Origin of the sequence: Anabaena sp. FACHB-595 (assembly GCF_048568275.1) — a bacterium.
In the GTDB taxonomy this organism is placed as follows: Bacteria; Cyanobacteriota; Cyanobacteriia; order Cyanobacteriales; family Nostocaceae; genus Trichormus.
This window is the reverse complement of the sequence record NZ_CP183473.1, coordinates 4,977,820-5,003,544: the sequence shown is the minus strand read 5'-3', so window position 1 is coordinate 5,003,544 and position 25,725 is coordinate 4,977,820. Positions and strand designations below refer to the sequence as shown.

The following is a 25,725-nucleotide window of genomic DNA, read 5'->3' as shown; positions in this document are numbered from 1 at the left end:
AGTGAGGACTTCAGTCCTTACTACAAACTATTTTCTTAACGTGAGTTCGATAAATTCGGAAGAACCCCTCTCCATAGCTTGCTTCCCGCAGGGTACCTCTCCCCGACGCGGGGAGAGGCTTAAAACCCTGATTATTTGGTACTCACTTATAGATTTTCAGCCCCTTCCCTTGTAGGGAAGGGGTTGGGGTTAGGTTCCGTCGAATTCACGTTTTCTTAAGTAAACTGTATTGGTATTTAAGTAAGTTTTATTTTATGGAAATTAATGCCAATATGGCTCATAGGAAGGCATGAAAGACGATATTATTAGTCAGTATTAGCAATAATATTACAAGTAGAAAATCATTCATAAACTTTACATAAATGCTGAATTATAAATTTATCTGCTTCCAACTTTAGTTAGTTTTTTATATCTTTAAATTCCTGACATGGGAACCAATATAGATTTTATTTGAAATAATGGTATCAGAGCAATTATGATAAAAATTGTCAAAAAAGTTCGCAACGAAATAATTAGAAAAATATATCAAATACCATTACTCAGTAATACGGCTGATATTGCTTATCAAACAGCGATCGCTAAACATATTGATCATCTACCATATCTTTCGGAAAATGATTTATCGTTGGTTGAAAATCTTCAAGAAAAAGGGATTGCGATAACTTCATTAACAGAATTATCAATTCCCTCTACGATGGAAATGCTCCAAGCTGCAAAACTTTTGGGGGCAAAAATACCGAAAAATATTGCTGGAAGTCAAAATGAATTTACTGTTCATGCTACCTCTGAGCAAATTAGGGAACATTCTAGTATTTTCCTCTGGGGAATCCAGGAGAGATTACTTAATATTGTAGAAAACTATCTTGGTTTATCAGTAGCTTATCATGGTGCTTATTTTCGCCGAGATATTAATAATCAAGTACAAAAAAAATCTAGATTATGGCATCTGGATAAAGAAGATAGGAAGATGCTCAAAATTATTATTTATCTTAACGATGTAAAGGAAGATGGTGGGACTTTTGAATATATCCCCAAGTTTTTGACTTCACATATTTCTAAGTCTTTGAAATATGATGATACTTATATAAAGGATGAGATTATGGAGCAGGTTGTATCTTCATCTTATTGGCAACCCTGCACAGGAAAGTCTGGGACAGTGATTTTTGCTGATACTGCTAATATTTTTCATAGAGGAAAGTTACCGTTAGCCTCTGATAGATTGTCAATATTTTTTGACTACACCACTAGACAACCAAAGCACCCGTTTTATTGCAAGTCTTCTCTTAATAACGATGATTTACTTACCATAAGTTTAAGGCTGTGTGAACATCAAAAACAATATATATTTTGGCAGCATAATTATAATTAAATCTACTATTTATTTTTTTCTGAACTTAGCATTCAAATAGACAAAATATTATCTAAGCGAAATTGCAGATATAGCGTTATGATCTGCACTCCATAAATACAGTAGAGACGTTTTATACAACGTCTCTACAACAATTAATGCTAAATAGAAAAGCCAGGGATTTGGATGATGAAATTGCAGTTGCTGGGTTAATATTCTATCGATAATCTTGATCTTGAATACTCCGCAGACGAGCAGCGTCACGCATACCATATTCTGAGCGAGTAAAACGATTTAGCTGTGCTTCAAAAAAATCACGGTTGGCTTGCAAGTGTTTGGGATTAGGATCGTCTAAAGGATATAAAAGTGCAGTTCTTAATGCTTGAATTACGGCAGAGGTAACGTTGTACATTGAACGTTGGAAAGTAATTCCTAACTGAATCAACATATCTTCTTCCCCACGACAATATTTTTTGTAGTAATCAACAAGATATTGTGGTAGGAAGTGCAACATATCTTGCATGAGTAATGTGGGAGGAATACCCGCAGTTCCTACAGGAAATACGTCAGCGTAGAGAATACCGTAGTGGAAGTCTTTTTGGTCAGCAGGTACTTGACCAGCTTGGGCGTTGTAAGATTTAGTCCCACGGAATGGGGCTGTGCGATAGAAAACGGCTTCTACATAGGGTAATGCAGCTTCGTATAGCCAGGTGAAACCTTTGGATTTAGGAATGATTTCGTAGCATTCACCACGGATATATACATGATGGTAAATCGGCCGGCCTGCGATCGCAAATATGCCATTCACCAAAAAGTTCATCGCATCTGGGACACCCTTGAAGCCACCTTCATCGTAGATATCCGACATTTCAAAGAACACCGGGGCCATGACTTCCCAGAATAAACCCAGGTTAGAGTAGTAGGACATCTGGCGGCACTGTTCCAAGAACATATCAGGGAACAGCTTATAAAGCCCCAACATGACTGGGTTGCCTTGAAAATAAGCTTTAATTGCTCTATCAGCGTTAGCTTTATATTCTTCTGAGTCTAAATAAGCATCAAATTGATTAACTGGCGCATACATCTTACGGTGCCAAAGCATAGCCTGCATACAAGCTTCAGCAAATTCCATGTTAATGCGATCGTGCAACAAATGATGCAATAGTTTTGGCATTTTGAAGGTTTCACCCTTCTCCATAAATGCCAAAAGTTCTGGATGGGCTGTAGCGACACCACGCCAAATTCTTAAATCAGCATCATCACCAGCATAATGATTATGTAAATCTAAATATTCTTGGGAAATGAAGTATTTAAAAAAGGGAAATGGATTTAAAAATACCTGTTCAGCAATATAAAGTAGGTCACGCCAGTAAAAATCCATCGGTACAGCATAAGCCTTATATATGCCGATGATTTGCATTAGGTTTTCGGGCGTATCTGGCAACATCGAACCGCCTGCTTCTAGGCGATAAATTATATCAGCAAATTCATGCTGAGATGGAGGGATTTTGGTAGTAGGTTTTTCTGGAGTTTGTACCATTTTCATTTCCTCATCTTCAAGAAGGTTGCTTAGTCAGATTTGGGTTTTAAGTAATTCTCTGGTTGACCTTTTTTGAACTCAAAATGCAAAATTCTGTTAGGAAGAATGGAAATAATCTCGAATTTTGAATTTTGAATTGGAGTGTAAAGCCTGCGGCATAGCTTCTCCTGTCGGAGAGGCTGCGCCAACGCTTAACGCGTAGCGTCTCGTAGAGAAGCGACTTGACTACTTCAAAACAACTTGAGAAATTACGGTTTTTTCCACAGGAGGAATCGCTGCGACCATTGCTGTAGTTGTGGGTTCACTCCAACGCACTAACCAAGTTGGTTGTACCCCTAAAAAGATGATGAGGGCTGCCAGAATTAAGGCTGGTGTTTTCTCTGACCAGAGGACTTTGGCGTAATAGGCTTGGTTATTATCGAGTCTGCCAAAACAGGTGCGATTGAGGAGAATAACGAAATAAACTGCCGTTAAACCGCTAGATGCCACACACAACAAAGTAGATAAAGGGAAGGCGGTAAAACTGCCTTGAAAGACAATAAATTCCGCAATAAATCCTGTTAAACCGGGAATACCGGCGCTAGCCATGCCACTGAGAACTAGTAAGGCACTAATGAGGGGTAAACCGCGAATTGGACTCATTAAACCATTGAGTTTATCTAACTCCCTGGTGCCAACTTTTTCTTCTATTATTCCCACCAAATGGAAGAGTATCGCCAAAATCAAACCGTGGCTGAACATTTGGGATACAGCACCAACAAGGGCTAGAGATGTGCTGGCAGCACTAGCTAATAGAACATAACCCATGTGACCGATGGAACTGTATGCTACCATGCGCTTGATGTCTTTTTGAGCGATCGCAATCACCGCCCCATAAATAGCACTAACTGCCCCCCAAATTGCCAAGGTTGGTGCAACAGTACTCCAAGTTTGGGGAAACATCCCCAATCCAAATCGCAGGAGTCCGTAAGTTCCCAACTTAGCCAACACACCACCCAAAAGAATCGCAATTGGTGCCGAAGCTTCTACATAAGCATCAGGTAACCAAGTGTGGAAGGGAACCAAGGGAATCTTAATTCCAAAGCCTAAGATGATGCCCACCAGGAGAATAAACTGCATTCCGGCGGATAAGCCTTGGGTAGAGATAGCATCAAAGGCGAAACTGGTAGAACCAGTCAGCCAAACCATGCCCAAGAATGTAGCGAGGATGAAAGCACCAGAAACGGCGGTGTAAATTAGGAATTTGATCCCAGCATAAGCTCTTTTTTCTCCTCCCCAAATGGAAATTAATAGATAGAAGGGGATTAATTCTAATTCGTAAAATAGGAAGAATAACAGTAAGTTTTCCGAGAGAAAAGCACCTGCAACTCCACCACTGACTAACAGAATCATTGAGTAAAACAGTCGAGGACGTTCTGTTTTGTTGCTGCTACTATAAATAGCAATCCAGGTGAGGAGGCTATTTAATACCAACATCAAAATTGATAATCCATCAACACCTAATTGATAACTCAAACCCAAAGTCTCATTCCAAGGCAGATACTCTTGAAACTGCATCCCTGGATTGCTGATATCGAATTTAAACAGAATAAACAGATTCCAGATTAATACTATTGCTGCAACAGTTAATGCTACTAGACGGATACGGCTAGATTGATTGGGATTACTAGGCCAAAATCCGATAACTATAGCGCTTAAAATTGGTATCCAAATTAGTACACTAAGCATAATATTTGGGTAAGTAGAATATTTTATTTTTTAGTAGCCAGGTGTTAATTCTTGCTCCTAACACCTGACTACTGACAACTGACTAAATTACTTAAAACATCAAATCCAAAAACTGGAATCCCCAGAAAGGCCAAGTCACCCAAGCCCCTAAAACACCTACACCTAAGAGAACAGTCAAGGCATAAAATTGAGTTTGTCCAGAAGTACTATATTTTAGACCTTCACCACCTAACAGTGAGAACAGACCAACAAAATTGACGATACCATCAACTACGAAACGGTCAATCATATCGGCAAATTTAGAAAGTTGGGCAACGCTGAAAATAATGGTGATTCGGTACAGATTGGGGGTATAAAAATCGTATGCCAATAGGTCTTGTAAACCTTTCCAAGGCAGACGAATTGGTTTAGGAATGATGTTACTTAAATAAATGACGCTGCTAATGCTACAACCGAAAATAGTTGACCAAATTAGTAGTAAGACGACATCTTTATTTAAGATTGCCCAATCAGGTAAAAGTGATAAGGCTTGCAAAATTAAAGGCAGGTGAAGAACAAAGCCAAATAAAATCATCATTGGTAATACCATCGGCCAATGAACTTCTGGCGATCGCTCAGTCATCTGTTTAGCTTTACCACCAAAAATTAAACCAAATTCTCTCACCAAACTGAAAGCGGTTAAAGCATTGACAGCTATGACAATTCCTACTAACCAAGGGTGAGTTCCCCATAAGCCATCAGCTAATTTCAGTAATGCCCAAAAGCCGCCTAGAGGGGGAAATCCAATTAAGCCCAATGTCCCAACAATGAAAGCTAACCCAGAAATAGGACGACGTGACCACAGTCCACCTAGTTGAGTCACATCTTGGGTAATGCTATTCCAAATAATCCCACCAGTACTCATTACCAATAACGCCGCCGATACTGCATGGGTGAGTACCAATAACAGTGCAGCTTCATCTTGACGTGCGCCTACAGCAATAAATACCAAACCCATGTAAGCGCTAACAGAATATGATAAGCAGCGTTTAACATCAATTTGGGCGATCGCAATTAAAGAACCACCAATTGCTGTGACTGCACCAATTGCCACAATAAATGAGGAAACTACAGGCGATAGAGTTAACACTGGTTGGAGTTTAATCAGTACCCATGCTCCACTGGCAACTACTACCGAGTTCCGTAAAATAGTACTCGGCATCGGGCCTTCCATCGCTTCATCTAACCACAGATGTAAGGGGAATTGGGCGCACTTACCCATTGGCCCAGCAACTAAGGCTAAACCCACTAGTGTAATAATTGTGGGGTCTACGTTCGCTGTTTGCGCCCATTGGGCTAGCTCTGGATAATTCCAAGTTCCCGCTAACGGCCATAATCCCAATACACCCATTAGCAGGAACAAGTCTCCTACTCGCTTGGTTAAGAAAGCATCTCTCGCGCCACTGACTACTAATGGTTGACTAAACCATAAACCAACTAATAAGTAAGTTCCTAATGTGAGGATTTCCAGAATTACATAACTAAAAAATAGATTATTGCATAGGACTAAAGCGCATAACCCTGCTTCAAATAATCCCAGCAATGAATAAAAGCGTCCCAACCCCCAATCCATTTCCATGTAGCCAATAGCAAAAATTTGGGCAAGGAAATTTAAGCCAGTAATGACTACCATTGCCCCTACACTTATAGAAGAAATTTCTATGGCAATGGTGAGGTCTAAACCAGCAGTAGATAGCCAAGGAAGAAATACTTCTTGGGGTGGATGACTCCAAGTTGCTTGTAAGGCGATCGCACTATGAACCAACGCCAAAAATGTCATTATTAAATTTACATAACCAGCCGGTCTTGGCCCCGTTTTGCGAATGATCCCCGGCGACCAAGGTATGGCTAACAGACCGCCAATTAGAGCATACAAAGGGACTAGCCAAACAGTCTCAAGGAGAAACTGAGCCATGAACTTACCTCTAGATTTGTCACAAAAAATTAAAGTATTTCGGAGTTAACTTGTGTAAATCCGAAGTAATACAGCTATCTTGCAGCTATTGTAAATAAGGCAAATTTATCTTTGCTTAATATTCTTCTTAGCTTACCGTTATCTCTATCAAAAAGGAATTACCCATCAAAATAAATCAACGATGTCTACTCTAATTAATTCTTATATATCGAAGAAGTTAATACTAATCATAGACAAAAATCTATGTATTTTATAAGACATTTGACACAAGTACAAGGATGCTATTCAAAGTTGCGACCATTAGCACTTGACGCGGACATCCTGAAATAGCAGTGTGATGGTAACTTGAAGCAGACTAAGCACTTGGTTAAGGCGCAAGGCGGATGTAATACCCTATAGAAAGCAAACTACATATATTTAATGATGACAACTTACACTTTACAAGCGAGCCGGGAATGGTGGTCACAAAGATGGCTCGATTTACTAGATTCTTATCGCTTCAAAAAACGTTTAGAACGAGCGCGGATATATTCTCGTCAAGGTAATGTTTTGAGTATCGAGTTTAAAGGTGCAAAAGTATTAGCTAGAGTCCAGGGTAGTGAAGAGGAGCCTTATAAAGTATCCCTATCACTTGATCCATTTAGTGATGAGCAGTGGGGTTATGTGATTGAAACTATGTCCCAAAAAGCTGTTTTCGCTGCCAAGCTATTAGCAGGAGAAATGCCCCAAAATATTGAGGAAGTATTTACAAGTAATGGGCTTTCATTATTTCCTTTCACCTTGTCTGATGTCCATAGTAAATGCTCCTGCCCTGATAAAGCCAACCCCTGTAAACACGTTGGTGCAGTCTACTATCAACTAGGAGACAGATTTAGCGAAGATCCATTTGTCTTGTTTCAGTTACGTGGACGTAATAAAGAAAAAATTATCCGCGATTTACGACAATTACGTAATGCAAAAATAGAAACTAAAATAACAGCAAAATCTGAGACTCAACAGCAAATTCCTCGGACTCAATCTAATATTAAATTAGATTCTTGCTGGCAATATAATGAACCACTCGAATCATCATTAGTTGTGATTGCTCCCTCAACTGGTGAAACAGTGTTAGATGTATTGGGAGTAGTTCCTCTAGTAAAGGATGAAGAAAATTCAACAAATTTAAACCCTAGTGATGTAGTCATGAAATATTTAGCAACCCTGTATAAAGAAGTAGGGCAGAAGGCTATGTTAACAGCGATGAATGTGGGCGGTTAATAATAAGGCGTAATTTGTAATTAAGAGGTTATTTATAAAGTAGAAATCAAATTTTTGTAGTGTTAGGTGCAGATTTCGATATGATTAGTCACAAAAAAAATCATCTCTGCGCCTAACGCAACGTGTTATGTGGCAGTGTGTGATAGCAAAGCCATCACACAATGGCAATCAAGCGGGAAGAACATCTACACCGCTTTTTGTCTTCACTGTCCAAATTCCAGTCTGGCTTGTTCTACTAACTCTGGTGTGACTATATCCTGTTCTGCTTGACGTGCTAACTGCTCAATTCTTGCTTTGGCTTGAGAGCGCGCAAAAAAGGGAATATTTTTTAACTTTGTCTTGGCCTCTGATGTCCAGCGCAAATTATCTGTAAAATTATGTTCGCTCATATCACTTACACCCCTTTCTTAATCAAAGAATTTGGTTGACCTTGCTATGTCAAACTAGCAATAAAAGTTAACTAAGATGACTTTGAATTATCTGATCAATCAACGCTTCTACATCAGTTTCATATAAATCTGATTGTTTTACAATCAAGCGCGCATAGCGCTCATCTATATCAAAAGCTTCTTCTAGCCAACCCTTCCAACCACGGGCGCGTTTATCAATCTCCAGCAAAACTTCTAACTGATCTGCTGTCAAACGGAAAACTACTTCCAATTCATCCAAGGAATGACGATATTTTCCAGTGGGACGAAACTCCAACTCTTGCACAAAGGGATAAGCACCACCAAAATAATGGGTGTATTCACAATCGACTTTGTGGAGATGGAAGCCCAAGTGTTCTATTGCTAGCAGTACTCTTTGCATCAATGGATGTGTGCGAACTTCTAGATAGTCTCTATCTCTGGGGTTAATAGCCGATTTAATATCTAAACCTGTACGGACGTATACGGGAATGTGACCAAAGGTAAGCGGCATTTCATCAGGTAAGTTGAGTGAAAATGGAATCACCACTTCCTCTTTTGGCTGGATTGTTAAGTGTTCTAACAATCTATAATTCACCATGACGCATTCTTCAGTCACAGTCGAGTCATCGACTTCTCGCTGATATTCAGTGGCAAGTTTTAGGTAAATATCCTGTATGTCCTGGGCTACATCTCCACCACGAATATAGACTTCACCCTCTAGAATCCCCCCAGGAATGACGGAATTGTTGAACAGCCGTGTATCTACTTTAGCTGCGCCAATACCAACACTCGCTAACAAATTCTTAAACATAGACGTTGAACTCACAATTAAGTTAAAAGAATGTTCAGTAAAACCAAGTTTTACTTGCACTAGGTGTAATACTTATCAGGTTGTGCTGTGAGTTTTACGCCCTGTCAACCTTTGTGAAATCAAGTCTACTGGGGCAAAATAGAAAACATGACGATTGAATCCAATTCCTCAAATTCACCAACCCCAGAATCTACACCTGAACACGACTTGCAACCGGATGACTTTGATGGTGGTGCAGGTGAAAATCACTTAACCTCAGAAGCATTAGCAGCACAACAAGCTCTAGCTGCTATTTCTTCCTTACAATCACCGCAAAACACAGCCATATTGAAACAAGCCCGTTCTGGTTTTCAGCCACGTCCTCAACCTCCAGTTATAGTCAAACCAAGGGCGTTGTTGATTACTGTAGTGGGAATGGCCATTACTATTACTGGCATTGCACTAAATAGCTGGATTATTGGTGTCGTGGGTACGCTGCTGACATTGCTGCTATCTTTAGCGATGCTTTTGCCTTGGGCATTGTATGTAATTGATGTGTGGTTTACATCCCAAGATAAAAATTTGTTTGTGGCTTTTTTAGGGCTAATAGTAGCGTTCGTTGGCTGCTTGAGGTTTAGTGGTGTGGGCGATCGCCTGCTACAGTGGGGACGAAAAGTTAACTGGGAAGCTTCTGGTACTCTGGCGGAATGGTTTGGTGCTTTGGGGCAAATTGCGATCGCCATCATTGCGGTTTACGTGGCGTGGCGACAATACGTCATTTCTAAGGACTTGACAATTCAACAAAACTTGTTAACTGTCCAGCAAAATATCATCACCCAGCAACAAACTATCGATTCCTATTTCCAAGGCGTTTCCGATTTGGTTTTAGATGAAGAGGGATTACTAGAAGATTGGCCGCAAGAAAGAGCGATCGCCGAAGGGCGCACGGCTGCTATTTTTAGTAGTGTTGATGGTAGTGGTAAAGCCAAAATTCTCCGTTTCCTCTCCCGTTCTAAGTTACTCACACCTCTAAAACGCGATCGCCGTTTGGGTAGAGCAATTCTCAATGGTGTTGGGGGTTACGCTGAAGACCGTCTAGAAGGGGTGCGGGTCATCGATTTAGGTGTGATGTTGGCGGGGTCTGACTTGTCTCAAACAGATTTACGTTGGACAGACCTCAGTGAAGCCAATCTTGTGCGTGCGAATCTAAGCGGTTGTGATTTGGTCAAAGCCAATCTTTCCCGAACTATTCTCTATGATGCTGACCTTACTGGTGCTGACTTCAATGGGGTTCGTCTATTTTATGGCTCAGTGGAAAAAGCATCACCCCGTAGCCGCACCGAACCACCAGACTACAGAACAGGCGAACATACTGGTGCTGTGGTGGAAAATGCTGATTTCAGCAATGTACAAAGAATGTCAGAAGCTAATCGTTATTATTGCTGTGCTTGGGGTGGGGAAAAAACCAGAGCTACAATTCCCGGTGGCTGTGAGGGTATTCCTAACCTGCTAGGCCGTTAATTTACAGGGAGAATAATATTTAAAGAAGTACGCACATCTGCTAGAGGCTTTTCCCACAATAGATTCCATTCCAGACCAAACAAAGGCTTGGCTTGCTTTGCCATTACCCAGCCTGTGGAGATCGCATCCATGTATGGCGTGGAAAGCTCTATATCGTAAATTACGGCTTTGAGCAAGTTTTTTGCTAGTAATGCCAACCAAAAACGACTAGCGTACAATTGCGACACATAAAAAGCTTCTAATTGGATTTCTCCCAAAATGCTGGTATCGGCTCCAGTAACTATATGCCAGAGGTCGTGTGTCTCGGTAATATGCGTTTTGAAAAATTGATAATCATTGTCTATTTCGTGGGACTGTAAAGGCTGCAAATTATTTTGCAGCATCTGGTCAGCATAGACATATCCCAAAGTGTCAGTTGGCAATTGATGGAGTTTTGGTAAATCCACCACACCTAATTGTGGACGTTTTTGGAAAGCTTGTTTTCCCTGAGGGGTGCTAGAGAGAAAGTCAATTATCTTTTGCAAACTGTACTCATCACTTACGGTATCAGCCAGTTTGTAAATGCAGGTGAAATCGCCATCGTATGATCTGACAAAGCTAATAAAGCTATCAATGACGCTATCTTCCCATGTTGGATCTATTTTCTCTGGAGATTGCATAGTAAAAAACCTTTATTTACTCACTTTCAGGTAAAGTAAGAATTTCTACGCCATCTTCTGTAACTACGATGGTGTGTTCAAACTGGGCTGATAGCTTGCGATCGCGTGTTACGGCTGTCCACCCATCACCTAACATCTCGACTTCGTAAGTCCCTTCATTAATCATTGGCTCAATGGTAAATACCATCCCTGGACGCAGGCGCTTGCCTTTCCCTCGTGTGCCGTAGTGAGGTACATCTGGTGCTGTATGGAAAATATTACTGATACCATGTCCCACAAAGTCGCGCACCACAGAGAAGCCCTCAGCCTCAGCATACTCTTGAATTGCTGCGCCGATATCACCTATCTTTGCTCCTGGTTTAACTTCTGCAATCCCTAAATGTAAGCACTCCTGCGTTACTTCCACCAGCTTCTTGATTTTGGGAGCAGCATTGCCCACAATAAAGGTTTTGGATGTGTCGCCGTGGTAGCCATCAACAATTGGTGTCACATCAATGTTAATAATGTCACCATCTTTAAGAATCTGCTTGGCGTTGGGAATCCCGTGACAGATCACTTCATTGACGCTGGTACAAATTGACTTGGGGAAACCCTTATAACCCAGAGGAGCGCTTTTAGCTCCATGTGCTTGTGTCCAACGTTCAGCTTCATCATTCAGTTCCAGAGTACTCACCCCTGGCTTCACCAATGGCTCAAGATGTTGCAGAAGTTTAGCCGCCAAGCGTCCCGCTTGCCGCATTTTTTCTATTTCGCGTTGGGATAAGATAACGATGAACTCGGTTTTCATGAAATTTAATTTAGCTTATCTGTCAAAAATATAGTTATTCCCATCTGTGCGGCTCTTTGAGCAGCATCAGCAACTCTTAGGGTATACAAGCTTTCTTCCGGGGTGACGTACAAAGGAGCGCCATCAAAGATATGGTCTAACACCATACTTGTGTCTTTGGCAAATAATCCCCGACGAGTACCCAATTCTACAGGTGTGCTTTCCCCTGATTGGATGAAAAATCCTGTATCCCCGTCAAAAATTAAAGCACCATTGTCACCATGAACTTCAAACTTGCGTTCTGGTTGCCACAAACTTTCACCTTTACCGTAAATCACTTGGGCTAATAATCCACTAGTAAAGCACAGTTGAGTCATGCAAAAACAGGTCTGGTAATATTCTGGTTCTATTTCCCAATACCGTTGATGGCAGTTAACTGTAAAGACTTTACCAAATAAATCTGTCAAACGATGCAGACGGGAAAGTGCGCCAATTAAGGGAAAACCAAACATTGCGTGGTTATAAGTCCACTTTCGGGGTGCAGGGTTTTGAGGATTGATGGTGCTGTAGCGCACGTAAAAGAGATGACCTACTTTATCTAAATTTTGCTTTAAAGCTTGATGTAAGCCACCTAAAAGTTCAATGTGTTCGACGTGGAGTAATTTTTGCTGTGTTTTGGCTAAGGCAATCAGTTCTTCAGCTTCAGTTAAATCTACAGATAAGGGATATTCTACAATTACGTGTTTGCCAGCAGTTAGGGCAGCACGGGCGATCGCACCATGATCACGATTAATTGTACAAATTACCACTAAATCTATATCTTCTCGCTCTACTAACTGTTGCCAGCCAGTTATCACTTCAGCTTGGTAAGCTTGCGCGAAAGTCTGGGTTCGCTCCAGTTTACTACCCGCTATGGCGACTAGGTGCGATCGCTCATCCTCTAAAAAGGCTTCTGCCCTCAGTTTTGCTGCATACCCAGTCCCAACTATACCCACACGTATTTTTGCTTCTGCCAAAGCTGCCTCCGACTCTTAATATAATCCTCACCAGTCCTGCTACCAACCACAGTGATCAATGATCATTTATGAAAAAAGCTAGGTTCATGCAGCACCCGCCTAACTGAAGGTTGTCTCTGCTCCAGAACTTTTTTATCATATTCTTGATTCAAACCATAAATTTTTCTAATAACTGTGAGTTTAACGCTCTTAAAGTATAAAAAAAACTTATTGTTATCTGTTAACTAAATTTCATTACTAATCGTGGTGGATTTCAAGTTATATACTTGGATTTTTCTCGTAGTATCAGAATTGAACTAAATTTAATTCTGTGGCTAATCCCCTGAGAATAGCCGCCCAGTTTTGCTTTAGCATAACTTATACTGCCGATCACAAAAGAGAGGATTACAGAAATGGCAACCTTTAAAGTTACATTGATCAACGAAGCTGAAGGAACAAAGCATGAAATTGAAGTTCCTGATGATGAGTATATTTTAGACGCTGCCGAAGAACAGGGTTATGACCTACCCTTTTCCTGTCGGGCTGGTGCTTGCTCAACCTGCGCCGGTAAACTAGTATCTGGTACTGTTGACCAATCTGACCAATCATTCTTGGATGACGATCAAATCGAAGCTGGATACGTATTGACCTGTGTTGCTTATCCAACTTCTGATGTAGTCATCCAAACCCACAAAGAAGAAGACCTCTACTAAGAGTCAAGTTAGCTTGGAAAATAGAGGCTAGAGGCTAGCAGCTACAGACTAGTCCCTAGCCTTTCTGTTTTTTCACTCTGTGTCTACATCCAATTAAAACTTGATTTCTTCATTCAGGCTTTGAAGTTGTGTACCAGGATAATAAAATTGGAGAATTTTGTTGCTAGACCAACCTAGTTTGGCTAAAGTTTGAGCGCCAGTTTGACTTAAGCCAACTCCGTGTCCTAAGCCACCACCAATAAAAGCGTATCCCCACAACTCTTCTTTGCCTTTGTTAAGGGGTACTATGTAAAAAAGCGTGCTTCTTGGCGCAGCAAAGGCACTACGCACTTCATCTTTGTGCAGGGTAAAAATGCCAATATCTGTCTTTACTGCTAATTCCAGTATCCTTCCGCTTTTACTGCGATTGGTAATGGCCATTGCCTGGATGGTTTGGAATTTAGCATAAGGGCTATTTTTTGCCCGGAGAAACTTTTGCAAGTCTTTGACTATTTCATTAAGAGGTGTTTCTTTATACCAACGAAACACATCCCAACTACTTTCGTTAAATCCTTGTTGCAAGGTAATAAATCTCTGAAAGTTCCTTTCGTCTTTTAAATTTTGTTTGGAGAAGTCCCAAACACTATTAGGTGCATCTACTACTGGCCGTAAGTAAGGCCGATCCTCTCCGTTCCAAACATCACTGAATGAGGCAGTAATTCCGCCAGTGGTAGAAGAATAAAGAGCATCTATTAGCTCATTGTTATAGGTAAGTACCATACCTCTGGTTGCGGCGATCGCTTTATCTATCCTAGTATCTGTACCACCCAACCCATAATAAACTTGGCAGTGAGTATTAGCACATAATTGATAATTATCTATAGCAAATCTACGCAAATTTCTTAGAGCATAAGTCCGAGCTAAAATTGCTTGTGCTTCAACAGCAGCAGTTGGGGCATTAGTGCCAATTTCATGAGGTACAACACCACGTAAATAAGTCTCTAATGATACTTGATTTACTAGAGTGTAAGTACCATAAGCATTCGGCTGAAAATTAATCCGCCCAGAATAAAGTCGAGAAGTATTTAATTTTTCGCCTTTTTTCAACCGAATTAAGTTTTTAACTGTGCTAACCTCTACATGGTTTGGAGTGTAGCTCGTACCATTCACAGTCCAACTTATTTTTGGTACTTTCGGCAAAACTTTTGTGTCAATGTAAGCCAAATTATTACTTGCGGCTTTGATGTTCTGGAATAACAAGCGACGTAGTAAGGGGGTATTATACACATCCCGTTTTGCCCAAACTTGCCAACGATCCGGCTGGGCTATTTCTACCTCTATTCCTTGCTTACGCCAATTTTCAGCACTGTATTCCGCCGTTTCGTAGGTGCGATATGTACCTAAAACCACAACCTCTGCAATTGCTGGTTTGGGTAAAGCTTGCATCACTGTTTCTAGCTTGACAGGTTTGTCCGTTAGGAGAACTCGCTCTTTGTTACCTTCGGCAAACTTGAGCTTTAAGCGATCGCCTGTTGTCGGTTCCAATTGCAGTTTAGCTGTAGACTCCTCGCCAAATCGCTGTACAATCCCAATTTTCAGTTCTAAATCCTTAAGTTTATCTTCAGTCGCCGATGCGCCTGTCAATCCCAATAAACAGAATGTCATCAGTACTGTGTAAGAAAAACGCCAGAACGGATGTTTTACTGCTATCAGATTTTTCCCCTCTGTGCTTTGGCGCTCGGCTTGTGGCAATTGCTTTATAAAGTGGTGGTTTTGTCGCATGAACGCTCCAAATAATACCCTTACCGGTTTTGCTCTAGAAAAAGTTGCAAAACGAAGTCATAATGACTATGATTTATATAGAGATACGAAAAGGAACTAGTTGAGTTTACTCCTCATGGTTAGGGTACAAGAAATTCCATTAAACCAAATTCGGCGGCCATTGCCCCGTGGCAACGATCCCTATAAAGTACAAGCCCTAATGGAATCGATTGCAGCAATTGGACAACAAGAACCCATAGATGTTTTAGAAGTAGATGGACAATATTATGGCTTTTCTGGTTGCCATAGATATGAAGCCTGCCAACGTTTAGGTAAAGAAACCATTCTAGCTAGAGTTCGCAAAGCTCCACGTAGTGTTTTGAAGATGCACTTAGCGTAGAGAATAGGAAAAGGCAGGGGAGCAGGAGAAGAAAGAATTTATCTAATCCCTAATCCCCAGTTCCCAACCCCCAATTCCCCAATTAATAATAATTACTCAATTTGGAGACACACATGGCATCTCAAGGAACAATTAACAATGTAAATATCGGCATTGACGAAGCCAACCGGGCTAAAATCGCCGAAGGATTGTCTCGCTTGTTAGCTGACACCTATACACTTTATTTGAAAACACATAATTTTCATTGGAACGTTACAGGGCCGATGTTCCAAACCCTGCACCTGATGTTTGAGACACAGTATACAGAATTAGCCCTAGCCGTAGACTTAGTGGCGGAAAGAATCAGGGCGCTTGGTTATCCAGCACCAGGAACTTACAGCGAGTACGCCAAACTAAGTTCGATTCCCGAAACTCCAGGGGTTCCCAAAGCCAAGGAAATGATTCGTTTACTAGTGGAAGGACAAGAAGCCGTTGTGAGAACAGCACGTTCTATTTTTCCTGTGGTAGATGAAGTCAACGACGAACCCACCGCCGATTTACTCACTCAACGGATGCAGGTACATGAAAAAACTGCTTGGATGTTGAGAAGTTTACTGGAAGAATAAGAGGCAGGGGGGCAGGGTGCAGGGTGCAGGGGGAGAAAAAATTTACCCAGTACCCAGTAACTAGTCCCCAATCTTCCATACCCAGTAGCCAATGTCTGATTTCACGCAAGAGTTGCAAAATTTAATGCAACAGGCAAGCATATCTAGCTTCAAAGCTTTGAGTCGTCAAGCTGGCGTTTCCGAGTATCAAGTGCTGCGCCTGCGCCAAGGCAAGCTAGAACAGATGCGCTTGGATACTCTGCTGAAGCTATCAAAAGCGCTGCAAGTACCCTTGAGTGAATTATTGTCAACTTTTTTAGAATCAAGTATTGAGTACCAAGCACCTCAGCATTCCCAAGAAATTGCTGATTTAAAAAAAGAGTATGAGCGATCGCAGCTACAACTACAGCAGCAGCGAGAAATATTACAGCAAGAGTTCCAGCAGTCGAGTTTACAACTGCTGGAACCTTTGTTATTGCAATGGCCGACCGTAGCCCAGAAAGCGCGGGAGAACCCCGAACTAGCGGCTGTGAAAATTGTGCCTTTAGTAGAAAAACCTTTAGAAAAATTATTGCAGGCGTGGGGGATAGAGGCGATCGCACCTGTAGGATCACAAATACCTTATGATCCTCAACTGCACCAATTAAAGCAAGGAACGGCACAACCAGGCGAAACAGTCCAAGTCACCCACGTTGGCTATCTTCAAGGCAAAAGGCTGCTTTATCGAGCCACTGTCAGTTTAGTAGAAAAATCATAGTCATAGGACTCAAGCTAAAGTGAAAGTGTCTCTCCTGCCTGTCATAAAATCATGAACAGCAAACCAATAACAGTACAGTCTTTATACGCTGTCACTGATGAAGAACTAATGTTGATGAGTTCACAAAACCCAGAACTGAGGTTTGAACGTAACGCTGATGGAATTTTAGAAACCATGCCACCAACAGGGGGAATTTCTGGTAATCGAGAAATAAAAGCAGGCGCTTATCTTTTTAATTGGGTAGAAAGTCAGGATTTAGGGGAAGTTTTTGGGCCGAGTACTGGTTTTAGATTAGCTAATTCTGCTGTGCGATCGCCTGATGCTGCTTTTGTGGCAAAAGGACGCTTACCAGAAAATTGGGATCAGCAAGAAGACAAGTTTATCAATTTAGCGCCAGATTTTGTCATTGGAATTCGCTCCAAAAATGACAGCTTGACAAAACTCAAAGCCAAGATGGAAGAATATATTGCTAACGGCGTTAAGTTGGGGTGGTTAATTGATAGTAAAAATCAGCAAGCTTTAGTTTATCGCCAAGATGGTTCAATTACCCAATATCCAGCCACAGCAATCTTGAGTGGTGAAGATGTTGTACCTGGTTTTACATTGGCTTTAGCAAAATTATTGTAAGGAAATTATTGCTGATGACGCTATCAACTCAAGTATTTTTTCACCCGTCTTTGGATGAGTTTCTCAAATTACCAGAAACCAAACCAGCTAGTGAATATATCGATGGACGCATCTATCAAAAACCAATGCCCCAAGGAAAACATAGTATTCTTCAAACTCGTTTATCAAGCAATATTAATCAGGTAGGTGAACCTCAGAAAAAAGCTTTAGCATTAACCGAGTTACGCTGCACATTTGAGGGGCGTTCCTTAGTTCCCGATGTCGCTGTATTTGAGTGGTCACGTATCCCAACTGATGCAGATGGAGAGATTGCCAATAGGTTTGAAAGTTACCCAGATTGGATTATTGAGATTTTATCACCTGATCAATCGCCTAACCGAGTAATTAATAAGATTATTTTTTGTATTAACCAAGGAACTAAATTAGGTTGGTTTATTGATGCTAATGATAAATCTGTGATGGTATTTCAACCAGATAAACTACCAGAAGTAAAGTATGATAATGATATTTTACCTGTCCTTGATGTGTTAGAAAATTGGCAGATAAAAGCGGCAGATATTTTTAGTTGGTTGAAAGTTAAATAATTAAAGATTAATCTAATATTGAAATTCTCGCGGTTTTACTCCATGATTTCATTTTATAGTAGAGGGGATCGCTTTTTTAGTAGTCTTTATATCAAAATCAAACAAACCTCAAATATCAATAAATCATAAGTAGTAAAAACTCTCGTCATTAGCAACTGAAACTTTTTTTTATTTTCTTGATAGTTGCCTTTAATCCCTTAGAATGAATCCATCCAACAAAACCACCAAAAATCATTTTTCCCTGCTTATTAGCTAAAAATACGTGATCTACACCAACTGGATTCTTGTAAGTTTTAACTACACTTCCGTCGTTCAGCGTAAAAATTGGAATAGCTTTTTCAAAGTCCCGATGATGAGCTATAGTCATTCCAGGTACGCCATTTAAAATTTTGATGACAGACTTACTTATTGACTTACTTATTATTGATGATCTAGATTTATATTTTTTTGGTAACACTTCAAAAAAGTTTATCCACTCCTCTATTGACTGAGGACGATTCTCTGGTTTTATTTCCATTCCTGTGAGAATAGCTTGATTTACCCAATCACTAATACCAGAATTAATATTTTTTGGTTCTTCCAATGATGTACCAATAGCTCTGAGTGGAGCCATTATAGGAACTTTACCTGTTAGTAACGAATATAATGTTGCTGCCAAGGCATAAACATCTGTGTAAGCACCTCGTTTTGCTCTCTTGTCATATTGCTCAATTGGTGCAAAACCATCAGCCAGCATTTGGGTATGAGTTTGAGTTAAATTTTGAGAAAATTCCCGTGCAATGCCAAAGTCGATTAAAACAGCTTCTGATTTACCAGAACGCAGCATAATATTTTGTGGCTTGATATCCCGATGCAGCAATCCATTGTTATGAACTACTGTTAGCGCTTCACCAATCTGCTGAATGTAACGCAACGCTTCGGCTTCTTGTAAAACACCTTGATTCTCAACCCGACTGCCTAAATTTTCGCCATCAATATATTCCATCACAATGCACCACAAGGAATCCTCATTAATAACCTCATAGATTTGGACAATGTGGGGATGACTACATTTAGCTAATTTGATAGCTTCATTCAAAAAATCTTGCTGAAACTTGGCAAAATCAGAATGGCGTTGTACTTGATCATTCAGAGTTTTGATAACAACCGAGCGCCCATAATTATCTTTAGCAAGATAAGTTATACCAAATCCGCCTTCGCCTAATTCTTGTTCAAGAGTATACTTAGTACCTTGCAATTGCTGCCCTGAAACCCAAGCCATTGTTTACAAGCCAATAAAATTAGTGTCAAGTTTGGCACTGTTATTACATAAATGTCCTGAGAAGTATTGACTATTTATTTTGTGTAAACTCAAAATCCACTGAGTTCAGCAAACTTCCTTATTTTTCCATCGCTCCACATTTAGGAAAGCCTCTAGAATTGTGACAATTACGCTAGAATTATTAAAGCTTCTTTACAGAATTCGCAGATCATCCCCAATTCTGTTAAAACAGCCTAGACCTAAATGTAAATTGTAAAATTCCCCTTAGCTAAAAGCCTCTATGACGCTCCCAATTCGTAACGTCGCCATCATCGCCCACGTTGACCACGGCAAAACCACCCTGGTTGATGCACTCCTCAAACAATCCGGCATTTTCCGCGAAGGCGAAGACGTTCCGGATTGCGTTATGGACTCCAACGCTTTAGAGCGAGAACGGGGTATTACTATTCTGTCGAAAAATACAGCTGTTCGTTACAAAGAAACACTAATCAATATTGTTGATACCCCTGGACACGCCGATTTTGGTGGTGAAGTGGAACGGGTACTCGGCATGGTTGACGGATGTCTGCTGATTGTTGATGCCAATGAAGGCCCCATGCCTCAAACACGGTTTGTGTTGAAAAAAGCTTTAGAAAAAGGCTTGCGCCCCATCGTTGTCATCAATAAGATTGACCGCGCTAAAGCCGACCCCCACGTTGCTGTGGATAAGGTGTTGGATCTGTTCTTAGAATTAGGTGCAGACGAAGACCAGTGTGATTTTACCTACCTGTTTGCTTCCGGTATGGGCGGTTATGCCAAGGAAAGCATGGAAGCAGAGGCGGTAGATATGCAGCCCCTGTTTAATGCGATTCTGCAACACGTTCCACCACCAGTAGGCGACATCAACAAGCCCCTACAATTGCAAGTCACAACCCTAGATTATTCTGAATATTTGGGACGGATTGTCATTGGCAGAATCCACAATGGTACTATCCGCGCTGGTCAGCAAGCGGCTCTGGTTACAGAAAGTGGCTCTATTGTCAAGGGAAAAATCACCAAGTTGATGGGATTTGAAGGGCTGAAGCGGGTAGAGATGGAAGAAGCAACCGCAGGTTATATTGTTGCGGTGGCTGGTTTTGCTGATGCTTACATCGGTGAAACAATTACTGATCCAACCGAACCCCAAGCTTTACCACTAATTAAAGTGGATGAGCCTACCTTACAGATGACCTTCTGGGTAAACGATTCACCCTTTGCTGGTCAAGAAGGTAAATTGGTGACATCCAGACAAGTACGCGATCGCCTATTCCGCGAACTAGAAACCAACGTTGCTTTACGCGTTGAAGAAACCGACTCCCCCGACAAATTCCTAGTTTCCGGTCGTGGAGAACTGCACCTGGGTATCTTAATCGAAACCATGCGCCGCGAAGGTTTTGAGTTCCAAGTATCTCAGCCACAAGTAATTTACCGCGAAATCAACGGTCAACCTTGCGAACCTTATGAATTGTTGGTGTTAGACGTTCCTGCTGATTCTGTCGGTAGCTGTATCGAACGTCTAGGACAACGCAAAGGCGAAATGCAAGATATGCAGCCTGGAAGTGGCGATCGCACCCAGCTAGAGTTTGTCATTCCCGCCCGTGGTTTGATTGGTTTCCGTGGTGAATTCATGCGGATGACCCGTGGTGAAGGCATCATGAATCACAGCTTCTTAGATTACCGTCAACTCAGTGGTGATATTGAAGCCCGTAACAAAGGCGTTCTCATCTCCTTTGAAGAAGGCGTTTCTACTTTCTACGCCATGAAGAACGCTGAAGATAGAGGCTCATTCTTCATTACTCCCGGTACTAAAGTTTACCGAGGCATGATTGTCGGTGAACACAATCGCCCTCAAGACTTAGAATTGAATGTCTGCAAAACCAAGCAGTTAACTAACCACCGTGCTGCTGGTGGTGATGAATTGGTTCAGTTGCAAGCACCAATCGACATGAGTTTAGAGCGTGCATTAGAGTACATCGGCCCCGATGAGTTAGTGGAAGTTACACCCCAATCAATCCGTCTACGGAAGATGTCGAAGAAATTGGCAAAACGATAAGTAAAGCGATCGTTTAATTAATTAATTTAAAAAGCCCGCTAATGCGGGCTTTTTATTTTTTATTTATCTTGCATTATGTATAGAATGAACTACCTTGTACATAGGTTATAAATTCTGGAACAAGAATGTCAGATATAGCTTATGACATTTATTTTTTCAATAAAGTATGCTGTGTACTGGCAAAGTGTTATGAGGAACTGAAGGTAGATTCATGACCAATCCAAAGCGACAAACTACAGGGTTTATAACGTGTAATCATTGTGGAAACCATTCTCCAATGGATATTGTGGCTGAATATTACCATTCTCTAAAACCTTCTACCTATGACTCTCCAGAAGACGAGTATTATTATTCTTATCAGCCAGATGAAGGGTACAAGTATGAATTGTTATTATGCCTAGCCTGTAAAGGAGTAACGCTATGGAAGTATTTTGATGCTGATTATATAGATCCAGAAGAAATCACGGTTGATACCCTTTACCCATTAGCTAGATCGAAGTTATCTGGTCTACCTTATCAAATTCAAAACGCATATGAAATATCGCTTAAGGTTCGTGTCATCGATGCTAATGCTTATGCAGTTCTGTTAGGACGTATACTAGAGATGGTGTGTGCAGATCGTAAAGCTACAGGAAAGGATTTATACAATAAGCTGAATGATCTAGCTGCAAAAGGTGAAATTCCAGGCAAATTAGTAGGAGTCGCCGATCAACTTCGACATTTACGAAATGTTGGCGCTCATGCTTCTCTGGGGGAATTAACTAAAGAAGAAATTCCAATACTAGATGATCTGTGCAGAGCAATTTTGGAATATGTCTACAGTGCGCCATACTTAGCAAATAAAGCACAACAGCAACTTAAACGCTTGAAAGAAAAATGGGCTAAGAAAGAAGAAGTAAGTGACAAATATTCAGAAAATCCAGAATGATTTAGCCATATAGCAGCTTAGGGGTTTAGTGAAAATTTCAGATAATTTTGATGAGCGTTTGGCAGATTTTGAGAAATACGATCAATGAGGCTCATGCTTAACACCAAAAATGTATTGACGATGTAAATACACTTTGTCTACCATGTAAGGTATGGACGTGTATTTCGTGCTTAATGGTGTCACCTTTGTTTGGAACGAGGAGAAGGCCTGGATAAATCCCAGCAATCATGATGGCGTGACATTTCATCAAGCCGCAGAGGCATTTTTCGATCCGTTTTTAGTTGTTGTTGACGCAAGTCGCAATAATGAGGAAAGAGATGCTGTAATTGGCTTAGACAGACGTTGGCATCTTCTGTATGTCGTCTACATTGAACGTGAAAACGACATGATTCGGATCATTTCTGCTCGTAAAGCGACACGCAAGGAGCGAGAATATTATGAAAGCTGACGCATTAAAAAGGCGACTCGATAAAAATCGTCCAATGACGACAATCACAATTCGCATTCCCGAAGATGTCATTGAAGATTTGAAGCGCATAGCACCATTGCTGGGGTTTTCTGGCTATCAGCCACTAGTTCGTGCTTACATTGGGCAAGGGCTAAGAGTTGATTTGGAAAGACTAGAGGATGATACAGTCTCAGCACTGATTAGTAGCTTGAAGCGTCATGGTGTTAGCGATGAGGTTATCCATGAAGCCCTTAGTGAAGTTACTCAAAGGTAGTTTGATGGCGATCGCCACAACTCACACGAAAGGTTATTAGTGGGAAGCGATCGCTATTTAGCAGATATCATTACAGAAAGTTATCCTGTGCAGCAATAGAATAACAGTTTTTGGTAGGGTTATAAGACGTTTAGTGAAGTTTCTTTTGTGTGAATGATAGTAAATCAAGCTATTAAGATTAGCGATCGCTCAAAGAAGTCAGTCTCAAAGATGAGAGCGATCGCTCAAAACTAATTAGGATTTCAAAGTATACTCAAGATTAAAAGGTAGCTAAAACTAAAACTGAAGAAAAAGTTATATTCAAAACATTAGGTTTTGGGAAAGACTATCAATGCACCAAATTAATTTAAAAGAAGCTGAGACTCGCCTAGCAGAACTAATTGAAGAAGTGGCTAGTGGACAAGAAGTCATTATCACACGCAGTGATGGGGCATCGTTTAAAATTGTGCCGATTGGAGAAGTGAAAGCATATCCAAAGTTCGGTAGTGCTAAGGGTTTAGTGAAAATTTCAGATGATTTTGATGAGCCATTGGCAGATTTTGAGGAATATGCTCCATGAGGCTCATGCTCGACACCCATACGTTTTTGTGGTTTATTGAAGGTAGTTTAAATCTCAGTGATACAGCAAAAAGCCTCATTGAAGATCAGCAAAATCAAAGATTTTTAAGCATTGCAAGTCTTTGGGAAATATCTATCAAAGTCAGTATTGGCAAGCTAGAACTGGATATGACCTTTACTGAGTTGGTTAAACAACAGGTTTATGGTAATGCGATTGAATTGCTTGAAATACAGCCAGCACATTTAGATGAGTTAGCAAAGCTGCCTTTTTACCATAAAGATCCTTTTGATAGGCTGATGATTTCTCAATCTTTGGTGGAGAGCATACCTATAGTTACTAAAGACAGTGTGTTTGAGGGTTATCCTGTGCAAATATTATGGTGAACTATACTGCGCTTATAAAAGTTATTGGTAAGAGTTAAGACTTTTCAGGTTACTGAGTGTAAAGGTTATGCAAAGATAGTTCGATCGCGATCGCCACAAATCACATGAAAGGTTATTAGTGGGAAGCGATCGCAATTTAGCAGATATGATTACAGAAAGCGATCGCAGGTTAAAAATTATCAATGTATTTTTTCAGAAACACTAATTGATTTGCCATATTCTCGGCTTCTAAACTTTCTACTAACTTCAATAAGCCTCGCAACTGTTCTCCAATTGCATAGCTCTGCTCCGCAGCAAGTACAATACCCGAATGCTCTTGTTGCTGTTCGAGATAAGCTTTATGCAATCGACAAAAATCACCAACATTGAAACTATAAATAACTCGTTTCTGTTCCGTTGCCCAGATTAGTTGGTTATCATCAGATGAGCCTAATCTATCTGCTTCAGCCGTTGTCATTACATCAATCCCTGCATTGCGTAAACCATTAGTTAAAGATTTTTTGCCAGCATCTTCATCTAAATAAAAACAAATTTGGCTCATGCAAAATTACCTGACATCCACTTCGTTTCCAGCACATTACATTCTGCTTGATATAAAGCAATTTCTCTATCCATTGCTTCCTGATTAGCATAGTAATAAGCAAGTGCCGCATAAACTTGCGCTAGAGATAAATGTGGATATTCTGTCACAATATCTTGAGGAGATAAGTCTGCTTGAGAATCCATCACAATATTTTGAACTGTCATCCGCGTACCAGCAATGCAAGGACGACCTCCAGCAACTTGAGGTGTTTTCACAATTAGGGTTCCAATATCAACTATTGCTACCATGTTTTGTCAACTCTAACTGAATCAATGAGTCTTCCACATCTATAATTTTACATTCATCAATTTAGATGGTGCGTCAACGGATGTAACGCACCCAAATAAAGATTTAAGGGACAATTAGCACCGGACAAGGGGAAAGGTTAATCACGCGAGTCGTGACGCTATCGGTAGCGCCTTCCTCGGTTAAACCTAGTCCCCGGCAACCCATGATAATTAAATCGGCACCAATCTCGTCCGCCACATCGCAGATGGTAAAGGCTGGTTTACCTTGTTTTTCCACAATTTCTGATGGAATACCTTGCTGCAAAAATAAAGCTTGGGCATCCCTGAGCAGTTTGGCAACGGCTTCGGGAGACACCATTGGATCAGCACTAGACTCGTCTGGGGAAGATTCTTCTACCACAGACAGCAGTATTAAACGACTGCCATATTTCTGCACGACGTTGGTGACAACATCAGCAGCTTCCCTTGCTTCTCGGCTTTGATCGATTGGAAATAGAACTGTCTTGAACATCTCTGCACCTCCGCACCCCCGACTCCGGTAAAATCTTGATGGTTCTACTTTCAAAACAATAACAAAAAGGCAATCAGGAGGGTTTG

The 25,725-nt window shown here is 40.8% G+C and carries 29 protein-coding genes; 15 read left to right on the top strand and 14 right to left on the bottom strand.

What is annotated here, in order from left to right:
* Positions 1-475: 475 nt before the first annotated feature.
* Positions 476-1,369: a hypothetical protein gene (locus ACN222_RS20815; protein ID WP_010998298.1), complete on the top strand. Its 894-nt coding sequence runs from the start codon at positions 476-478 to the stop codon at positions 1,367-1,369.
* A 196-nt stretch (positions 1,370-1,565) separates the two neighbouring features.
* On the opposite strand, the gene ACN222_RS20810 is transcribed toward ACN222_RS20815, so the two are convergent.
* From ACN222_RS20810 to ACN222_RS20800, 3 genes are all read right to left on the bottom strand, one after another.
* Positions 1,566-2,888, bottom strand: coding sequence for a CO2 hydration protein (locus ACN222_RS20810; RefSeq protein ID WP_044522105.1), 1,323 nt, complete (start codon positions 2,886-2,888; stop codon positions 1,566-1,568).
* Positions 2,889-3,113: 225 nt separating this feature from the next.
* The gene (locus tag ACN222_RS20805; protein WP_010998296.1) at positions 3,114-4,616 is read right to left on the bottom strand and encodes an NADH-quinone oxidoreductase subunit M; all 1,503 of its coding nucleotides are present in this window, start codon (positions 4,614-4,616) and stop codon (positions 3,114-3,116) included.
* Between the two features lie 91 nt (positions 4,617-4,707).
* Positions 4,708-6,570 carry an NAD(P)H-quinone oxidoreductase subunit F gene (locus tag ACN222_RS20800; RefSeq protein ID WP_010998295.1) on the bottom strand — a complete coding sequence of 621 codons (1,863 nt, stop codon included), beginning with the start codon at positions 6,568-6,570 and terminating at the stop codon, positions 4,708-4,710.
* Positions 6,571-6,993: 423 nt separating this feature from the next.
* Here ACN222_RS20800 and ACN222_RS20795 point away from each other — a divergent pair, with 423 nt between their 5' ends.
* On the top strand, positions 6,994-7,827 hold the full coding sequence (locus ACN222_RS20795; RefSeq protein ID WP_044522102.1) for an SWIM zinc finger family protein: 834 nt from the start codon (positions 6,994-6,996) through the stop codon (positions 7,825-7,827).
* Positions 7,828-8,030: 203 nt separating this feature from the next.
* Here ACN222_RS20795 and ACN222_RS20790 read toward each other — a convergent pair whose 3' ends face one another.
* Together ACN222_RS20790 and ACN222_RS20785 are read right to left on the bottom strand one after the other, a co-directional pair.
* Positions 8,031-8,216: a PCP reductase family protein gene (locus tag ACN222_RS20790; protein ID WP_010998293.1), complete on the bottom strand. Its 186-nt coding sequence runs from the start codon at positions 8,214-8,216 to the stop codon at positions 8,031-8,033.
* 67 nt (positions 8,217-8,283) lie between these two features.
* On the bottom strand, positions 8,284-9,048 hold the full coding sequence (locus ACN222_RS20785; RefSeq protein WP_044522100.1) for a sporulation protein: 765 nt from the start codon (positions 9,046-9,048) through the stop codon (positions 8,284-8,286).
* A gap of 147 nt (positions 9,049-9,195) precedes the next feature.
* Between ACN222_RS20785 and ACN222_RS20780 the strand changes: the two genes are divergently transcribed.
* A complete protein-coding gene (locus ACN222_RS20780) occupies positions 9,196-10,548 on the top strand; it encodes a pentapeptide repeat-containing protein (protein WP_010998291.1) in 1,353 nt (450 codons plus the stop codon).
* On the opposite strand, the gene ACN222_RS20775 is transcribed toward ACN222_RS20780, so the two are convergent.
* The 3 genes from ACN222_RS20775 to ACN222_RS20765 are packed head-to-tail and all read right to left on the bottom strand — an operon-like array spanning position 10,545 to position 12,989.
* Complete coding sequence (locus tag ACN222_RS20775) at positions 10,545-11,207, bottom strand: Coq4 family protein (protein ID WP_010998290.1); 663 nt, start codon at positions 11,205-11,207, stop codon at positions 10,545-10,547. The genes ACN222_RS20780 and ACN222_RS20775 overlap by 4 nt on opposite strands.
* Before the next feature lie 16 nt (positions 11,208-11,223).
* The gene (gene map, locus ACN222_RS20770; RefSeq protein WP_010998289.1) at positions 11,224-11,994 is read right to left on the bottom strand and encodes a type I methionyl aminopeptidase; all 771 of its coding nucleotides are present in this window, start codon (positions 11,992-11,994) and stop codon (positions 11,224-11,226) included.
* A 5-nt stretch (positions 11,995-11,999) separates the two neighbouring features.
* On the bottom strand, positions 12,000-12,989 hold the full coding sequence (locus tag ACN222_RS20765; RefSeq protein WP_044522099.1) for a Gfo/Idh/MocA family protein: 990 nt from the start codon (positions 12,987-12,989) through the stop codon (positions 12,000-12,002).
* A gap of 392 nt (positions 12,990-13,381) precedes the next feature.
* Here ACN222_RS20765 and petF1 point away from each other — a divergent pair, with 392 nt between their 5' ends.
* Positions 13,382-13,681 carry a ferredoxin PetF1 gene (petF1, locus tag ACN222_RS20760; protein WP_010998287.1) on the top strand — a complete coding sequence of 100 codons (300 nt, stop codon included), beginning with the start codon at positions 13,382-13,384 and terminating at the stop codon, positions 13,679-13,681.
* Between the two features lie 93 nt (positions 13,682-13,774).
* Here the strand turns inward: petF1 and ACN222_RS20755 are convergent, their stop codons facing one another.
* Complete coding sequence (locus tag ACN222_RS20755; RefSeq protein ID WP_010998286.1) at positions 13,775-15,442, bottom strand: SpoIID/LytB domain-containing protein; 1,668 nt, start codon at positions 15,440-15,442, stop codon at positions 13,775-13,777.
* 115 nt (positions 15,443-15,557) lie between these two features.
* On the opposite strand from ACN222_RS20755, the gene ACN222_RS20750 reads away from it, so the two are divergent.
* The 5 genes from ACN222_RS20750 to ACN222_RS20730 all read left to right on the top strand — a co-directional run bounded on the left by ACN222_RS20750 (position 15,558) and on the right by ACN222_RS20730 (position 18,373).
* Positions 15,558-15,821, top strand: coding sequence for a ParB N-terminal domain-containing protein (locus ACN222_RS20750; RefSeq protein ID WP_010998285.1), 264 nt, complete (start codon positions 15,558-15,560; stop codon positions 15,819-15,821).
* Positions 15,822-15,934: 113 nt separating this feature from the next.
* A complete protein-coding gene (locus ACN222_RS20745) occupies positions 15,935-16,426 on the top strand; it encodes a Dps family protein (protein WP_010998284.1) in 492 nt (163 codons plus the stop codon).
* Between the two features lie 91 nt (positions 16,427-16,517).
* On the top strand, positions 16,518-17,162 hold the full coding sequence (gene grpE / locus ACN222_RS20740) for a nucleotide exchange factor GrpE (protein WP_010998283.1): 645 nt from the start codon (positions 16,518-16,520) through the stop codon (positions 17,160-17,162).
* A gap of 51 nt (positions 17,163-17,213) precedes the next feature.
* Positions 17,214-17,789, top strand: coding sequence for a Uma2 family endonuclease (locus ACN222_RS20735; protein ID WP_010998282.1), 576 nt, complete (start codon positions 17,214-17,216; stop codon positions 17,787-17,789).
* A 14-nt stretch (positions 17,790-17,803) separates the two neighbouring features.
* A complete protein-coding gene (locus ACN222_RS20730) occupies positions 17,804-18,373 on the top strand; it encodes a Uma2 family endonuclease (protein WP_010998281.1) in 570 nt (189 codons plus the stop codon).
* Positions 18,374-18,521: 148 nt separating this feature from the next.
* Here ACN222_RS20730 and ACN222_RS20725 read toward each other — a convergent pair whose 3' ends face one another.
* Positions 18,522-19,634: a serine/threonine-protein kinase gene (locus ACN222_RS20725; protein ID WP_010998280.1), complete on the bottom strand. Its 1,113-nt coding sequence runs from the start codon at positions 19,632-19,634 to the stop codon at positions 18,522-18,524.
* A gap of 280 nt (positions 19,635-19,914) precedes the next feature.
* Here ACN222_RS20725 and typA point away from each other — a divergent pair, with 280 nt between their 5' ends.
* From typA to ACN222_RS20695, 6 genes are all read left to right on the top strand, one after another.
* Positions 19,915-21,705 (top strand): translational GTPase TypA, encoded by a 1,791-nt coding sequence (gene typA / locus ACN222_RS20720; protein ID WP_010998279.1) that lies wholly within the window; start codon positions 19,915-19,917, stop codon positions 21,703-21,705.
* Between the two features lie 211 nt (positions 21,706-21,916).
* Positions 21,917-22,633 (top strand): DUF4145 domain-containing protein, encoded by a 717-nt coding sequence (locus tag ACN222_RS20715; protein WP_010998278.1) that lies wholly within the window; start codon positions 21,917-21,919, stop codon positions 22,631-22,633.
* A gap of 151 nt (positions 22,634-22,784) precedes the next feature.
* Entirely contained in the window at positions 22,785-23,081 is a 297-nt protein-coding gene (locus tag ACN222_RS20710) for a BrnT family toxin (RefSeq protein ID WP_010998277.1), read from the top strand.
* Positions 23,071-23,355, top strand: a complete 285-nt coding sequence (locus ACN222_RS20705) for a hypothetical protein (protein ID WP_044522098.1) — start codon at positions 23,071-23,073, stop codon at positions 23,353-23,355. The genes ACN222_RS20710 and ACN222_RS20705 overlap by 11 nt, the downstream gene beginning before the upstream one ends.
* 331 nt (positions 23,356-23,686) lie before the next feature.
* Entirely contained in the window at positions 23,687-23,914 is a 228-nt protein-coding gene (locus ACN222_RS20700; protein ID WP_010998275.1) for a type II toxin-antitoxin system Phd/YefM family antitoxin, read from the top strand.
* 5 nt (positions 23,915-23,919) lie between these two features.
* Complete coding sequence (locus ACN222_RS20695; protein WP_231865482.1) at positions 23,920-24,297, top strand: type II toxin-antitoxin system VapC family toxin; 378 nt, start codon at positions 23,920-23,922, stop codon at positions 24,295-24,297.
* Positions 24,298-24,318: 21 nt separating this feature from the next.
* Here ACN222_RS20695 and ACN222_RS20690 read toward each other — a convergent pair whose 3' ends face one another.
* The 4 genes from ACN222_RS20690 to ACN222_RS20675 form a co-directional block, all read right to left on the bottom strand.
* Entirely contained in the window at positions 24,319-24,480 is a 162-nt protein-coding gene (locus ACN222_RS20690) for a hypothetical protein (RefSeq protein ID WP_158303722.1), read from the bottom strand.
* The gene (locus ACN222_RS20685) at positions 24,467-24,838 is read right to left on the bottom strand and encodes a DUF5615 family PIN-like protein (RefSeq protein WP_010998273.1); all 372 of its coding nucleotides are present in this window, start codon (positions 24,836-24,838) and stop codon (positions 24,467-24,469) included. The genes ACN222_RS20690 and ACN222_RS20685 overlap by 14 nt, the downstream gene beginning before the upstream one ends.
* Positions 24,835-25,128 (bottom strand): DUF433 domain-containing protein, encoded by a 294-nt coding sequence (locus ACN222_RS20680; protein WP_010998272.1) that lies wholly within the window; start codon positions 25,126-25,128, stop codon positions 24,835-24,837. The genes ACN222_RS20685 and ACN222_RS20680 overlap by 4 nt, the downstream gene beginning before the upstream one ends.
* A gap of 103 nt (positions 25,129-25,231) precedes the next feature.
* Positions 25,232-25,639, bottom strand: coding sequence for a universal stress protein (locus ACN222_RS20675; protein ID WP_010998271.1), 408 nt, complete (start codon positions 25,637-25,639; stop codon positions 25,232-25,234).
* Positions 25,640-25,725 lie beyond the last annotated feature (86 nt).

Bases quoted from the DNA above. Each gene is read 5' to 3' on its own strand.
- ACN222_RS20815 (WP_010998298.1), top strand. From the start codon at position 476: ATGATAAAAATTGTCAAAAAAGTTCGCAACGAAATAATTAGAAAAATA.
- ACN222_RS20810 (WP_044522105.1), bottom strand. From the start codon at position 2,888: ATGGTACAAACTCCAGAAAAACCTACTACCAAAATCCCTCCATCTCAG.
- ACN222_RS20805 (WP_010998296.1), bottom strand. From the start codon at position 4,616: ATGCTTAGTGTACTAATTTGGATACCAATTTTAAGCGCTATAGTTATC.
- ACN222_RS20800 (WP_010998295.1), bottom strand. From the start codon at position 6,570: ATGGCTCAGTTTCTCCTTGAGACTGTTTGGCTAGTCCCTTTGTATGCT.
- ACN222_RS20795 (WP_044522102.1), top strand. From the start codon at position 6,994: ATGACAACTTACACTTTACAAGCGAGCCGGGAATGGTGGTCACAAAGA.
- ACN222_RS20790 (WP_010998293.1), bottom strand. From the start codon at position 8,216: ATGAGCGAACATAATTTTACAGATAATTTGCGCTGGACATCAGAGGCC.
- ACN222_RS20785 (WP_044522100.1), bottom strand. From the start codon at position 9,048: ATGTTTAAGAATTTGTTAGCGAGTGTTGGTATTGGCGCAGCTAAAGTA.
- ACN222_RS20780 (WP_010998291.1), top strand. From the start codon at position 9,196: ATGACGATTGAATCCAATTCCTCAAATTCACCAACCCCAGAATCTACA.
- ACN222_RS20775 (WP_010998290.1), bottom strand. From the start codon at position 11,207: ATGCAATCTCCAGAGAAAATAGATCCAACATGGGAAGATAGCGTCATT.
- map (WP_010998289.1), bottom strand. From the start codon at position 11,994: ATGAAAACCGAGTTCATCGTTATCTTATCCCAACGCGAAATAGAAAAA.
- petF1 (WP_010998287.1), top strand. From the start codon at position 13,382: ATGGCAACCTTTAAAGTTACATTGATCAACGAAGCTGAAGGAACAAAG.
- ACN222_RS20755 (WP_010998286.1), bottom strand. From the start codon at position 15,442: ATGCGACAAAACCACCACTTTATAAAGCAATTGCCACAAGCCGAGCGC.
- ACN222_RS20750 (WP_010998285.1), top strand. From the start codon at position 15,558: ATGGTTAGGGTACAAGAAATTCCATTAAACCAAATTCGGCGGCCATTG.
- ACN222_RS20745 (WP_010998284.1), top strand. From the start codon at position 15,935: ATGGCATCTCAAGGAACAATTAACAATGTAAATATCGGCATTGACGAA.
- grpE (WP_010998283.1), top strand. From the start codon at position 16,518: ATGTCTGATTTCACGCAAGAGTTGCAAAATTTAATGCAACAGGCAAGC.
- ACN222_RS20735 (WP_010998282.1), top strand. From the start codon at position 17,214: ATGAACAGCAAACCAATAACAGTACAGTCTTTATACGCTGTCACTGAT.
- ACN222_RS20730 (WP_010998281.1), top strand. From the start codon at position 17,804: ATGACGCTATCAACTCAAGTATTTTTTCACCCGTCTTTGGATGAGTTT.
- ACN222_RS20725 (WP_010998280.1), bottom strand. From the start codon at position 19,634: ATGGCTTGGGTTTCAGGGCAGCAATTGCAAGGTACTAAGTATACTCTT.
- typA (WP_010998279.1), top strand. From the start codon at position 19,915: ATGACGCTCCCAATTCGTAACGTCGCCATCATCGCCCACGTTGACCAC.
- ACN222_RS20715 (WP_010998278.1), top strand. From the start codon at position 21,917: ATGACCAATCCAAAGCGACAAACTACAGGGTTTATAACGTGTAATCAT.
- ACN222_RS20710 (WP_010998277.1), top strand. From the start codon at position 22,785: ATGGACGTGTATTTCGTGCTTAATGGTGTCACCTTTGTTTGGAACGAG.
- ACN222_RS20705 (WP_044522098.1), top strand. From the start codon at position 23,071: ATGAAAGCTGACGCATTAAAAAGGCGACTCGATAAAAATCGTCCAATG.
- ACN222_RS20700 (WP_010998275.1), top strand. From the start codon at position 23,687: ATGCACCAAATTAATTTAAAAGAAGCTGAGACTCGCCTAGCAGAACTA.
- ACN222_RS20695 (WP_231865482.1), top strand. From the start codon at position 23,920: ATGCTCGACACCCATACGTTTTTGTGGTTTATTGAAGGTAGTTTAAAT.
- ACN222_RS20685 (WP_010998273.1), bottom strand. From the start codon at position 24,838: ATGAGCCAAATTTGTTTTTATTTAGATGAAGATGCTGGCAAAAAATCT.
- ACN222_RS20680 (WP_010998272.1), bottom strand. From the start codon at position 25,128: ATGGTAGCAATAGTTGATATTGGAACCCTAATTGTGAAAACACCTCAA.
- ACN222_RS20675 (WP_010998271.1), bottom strand. From the start codon at position 25,639: ATGTTCAAGACAGTTCTATTTCCAATCGATCAAAGCCGAGAAGCAAGG.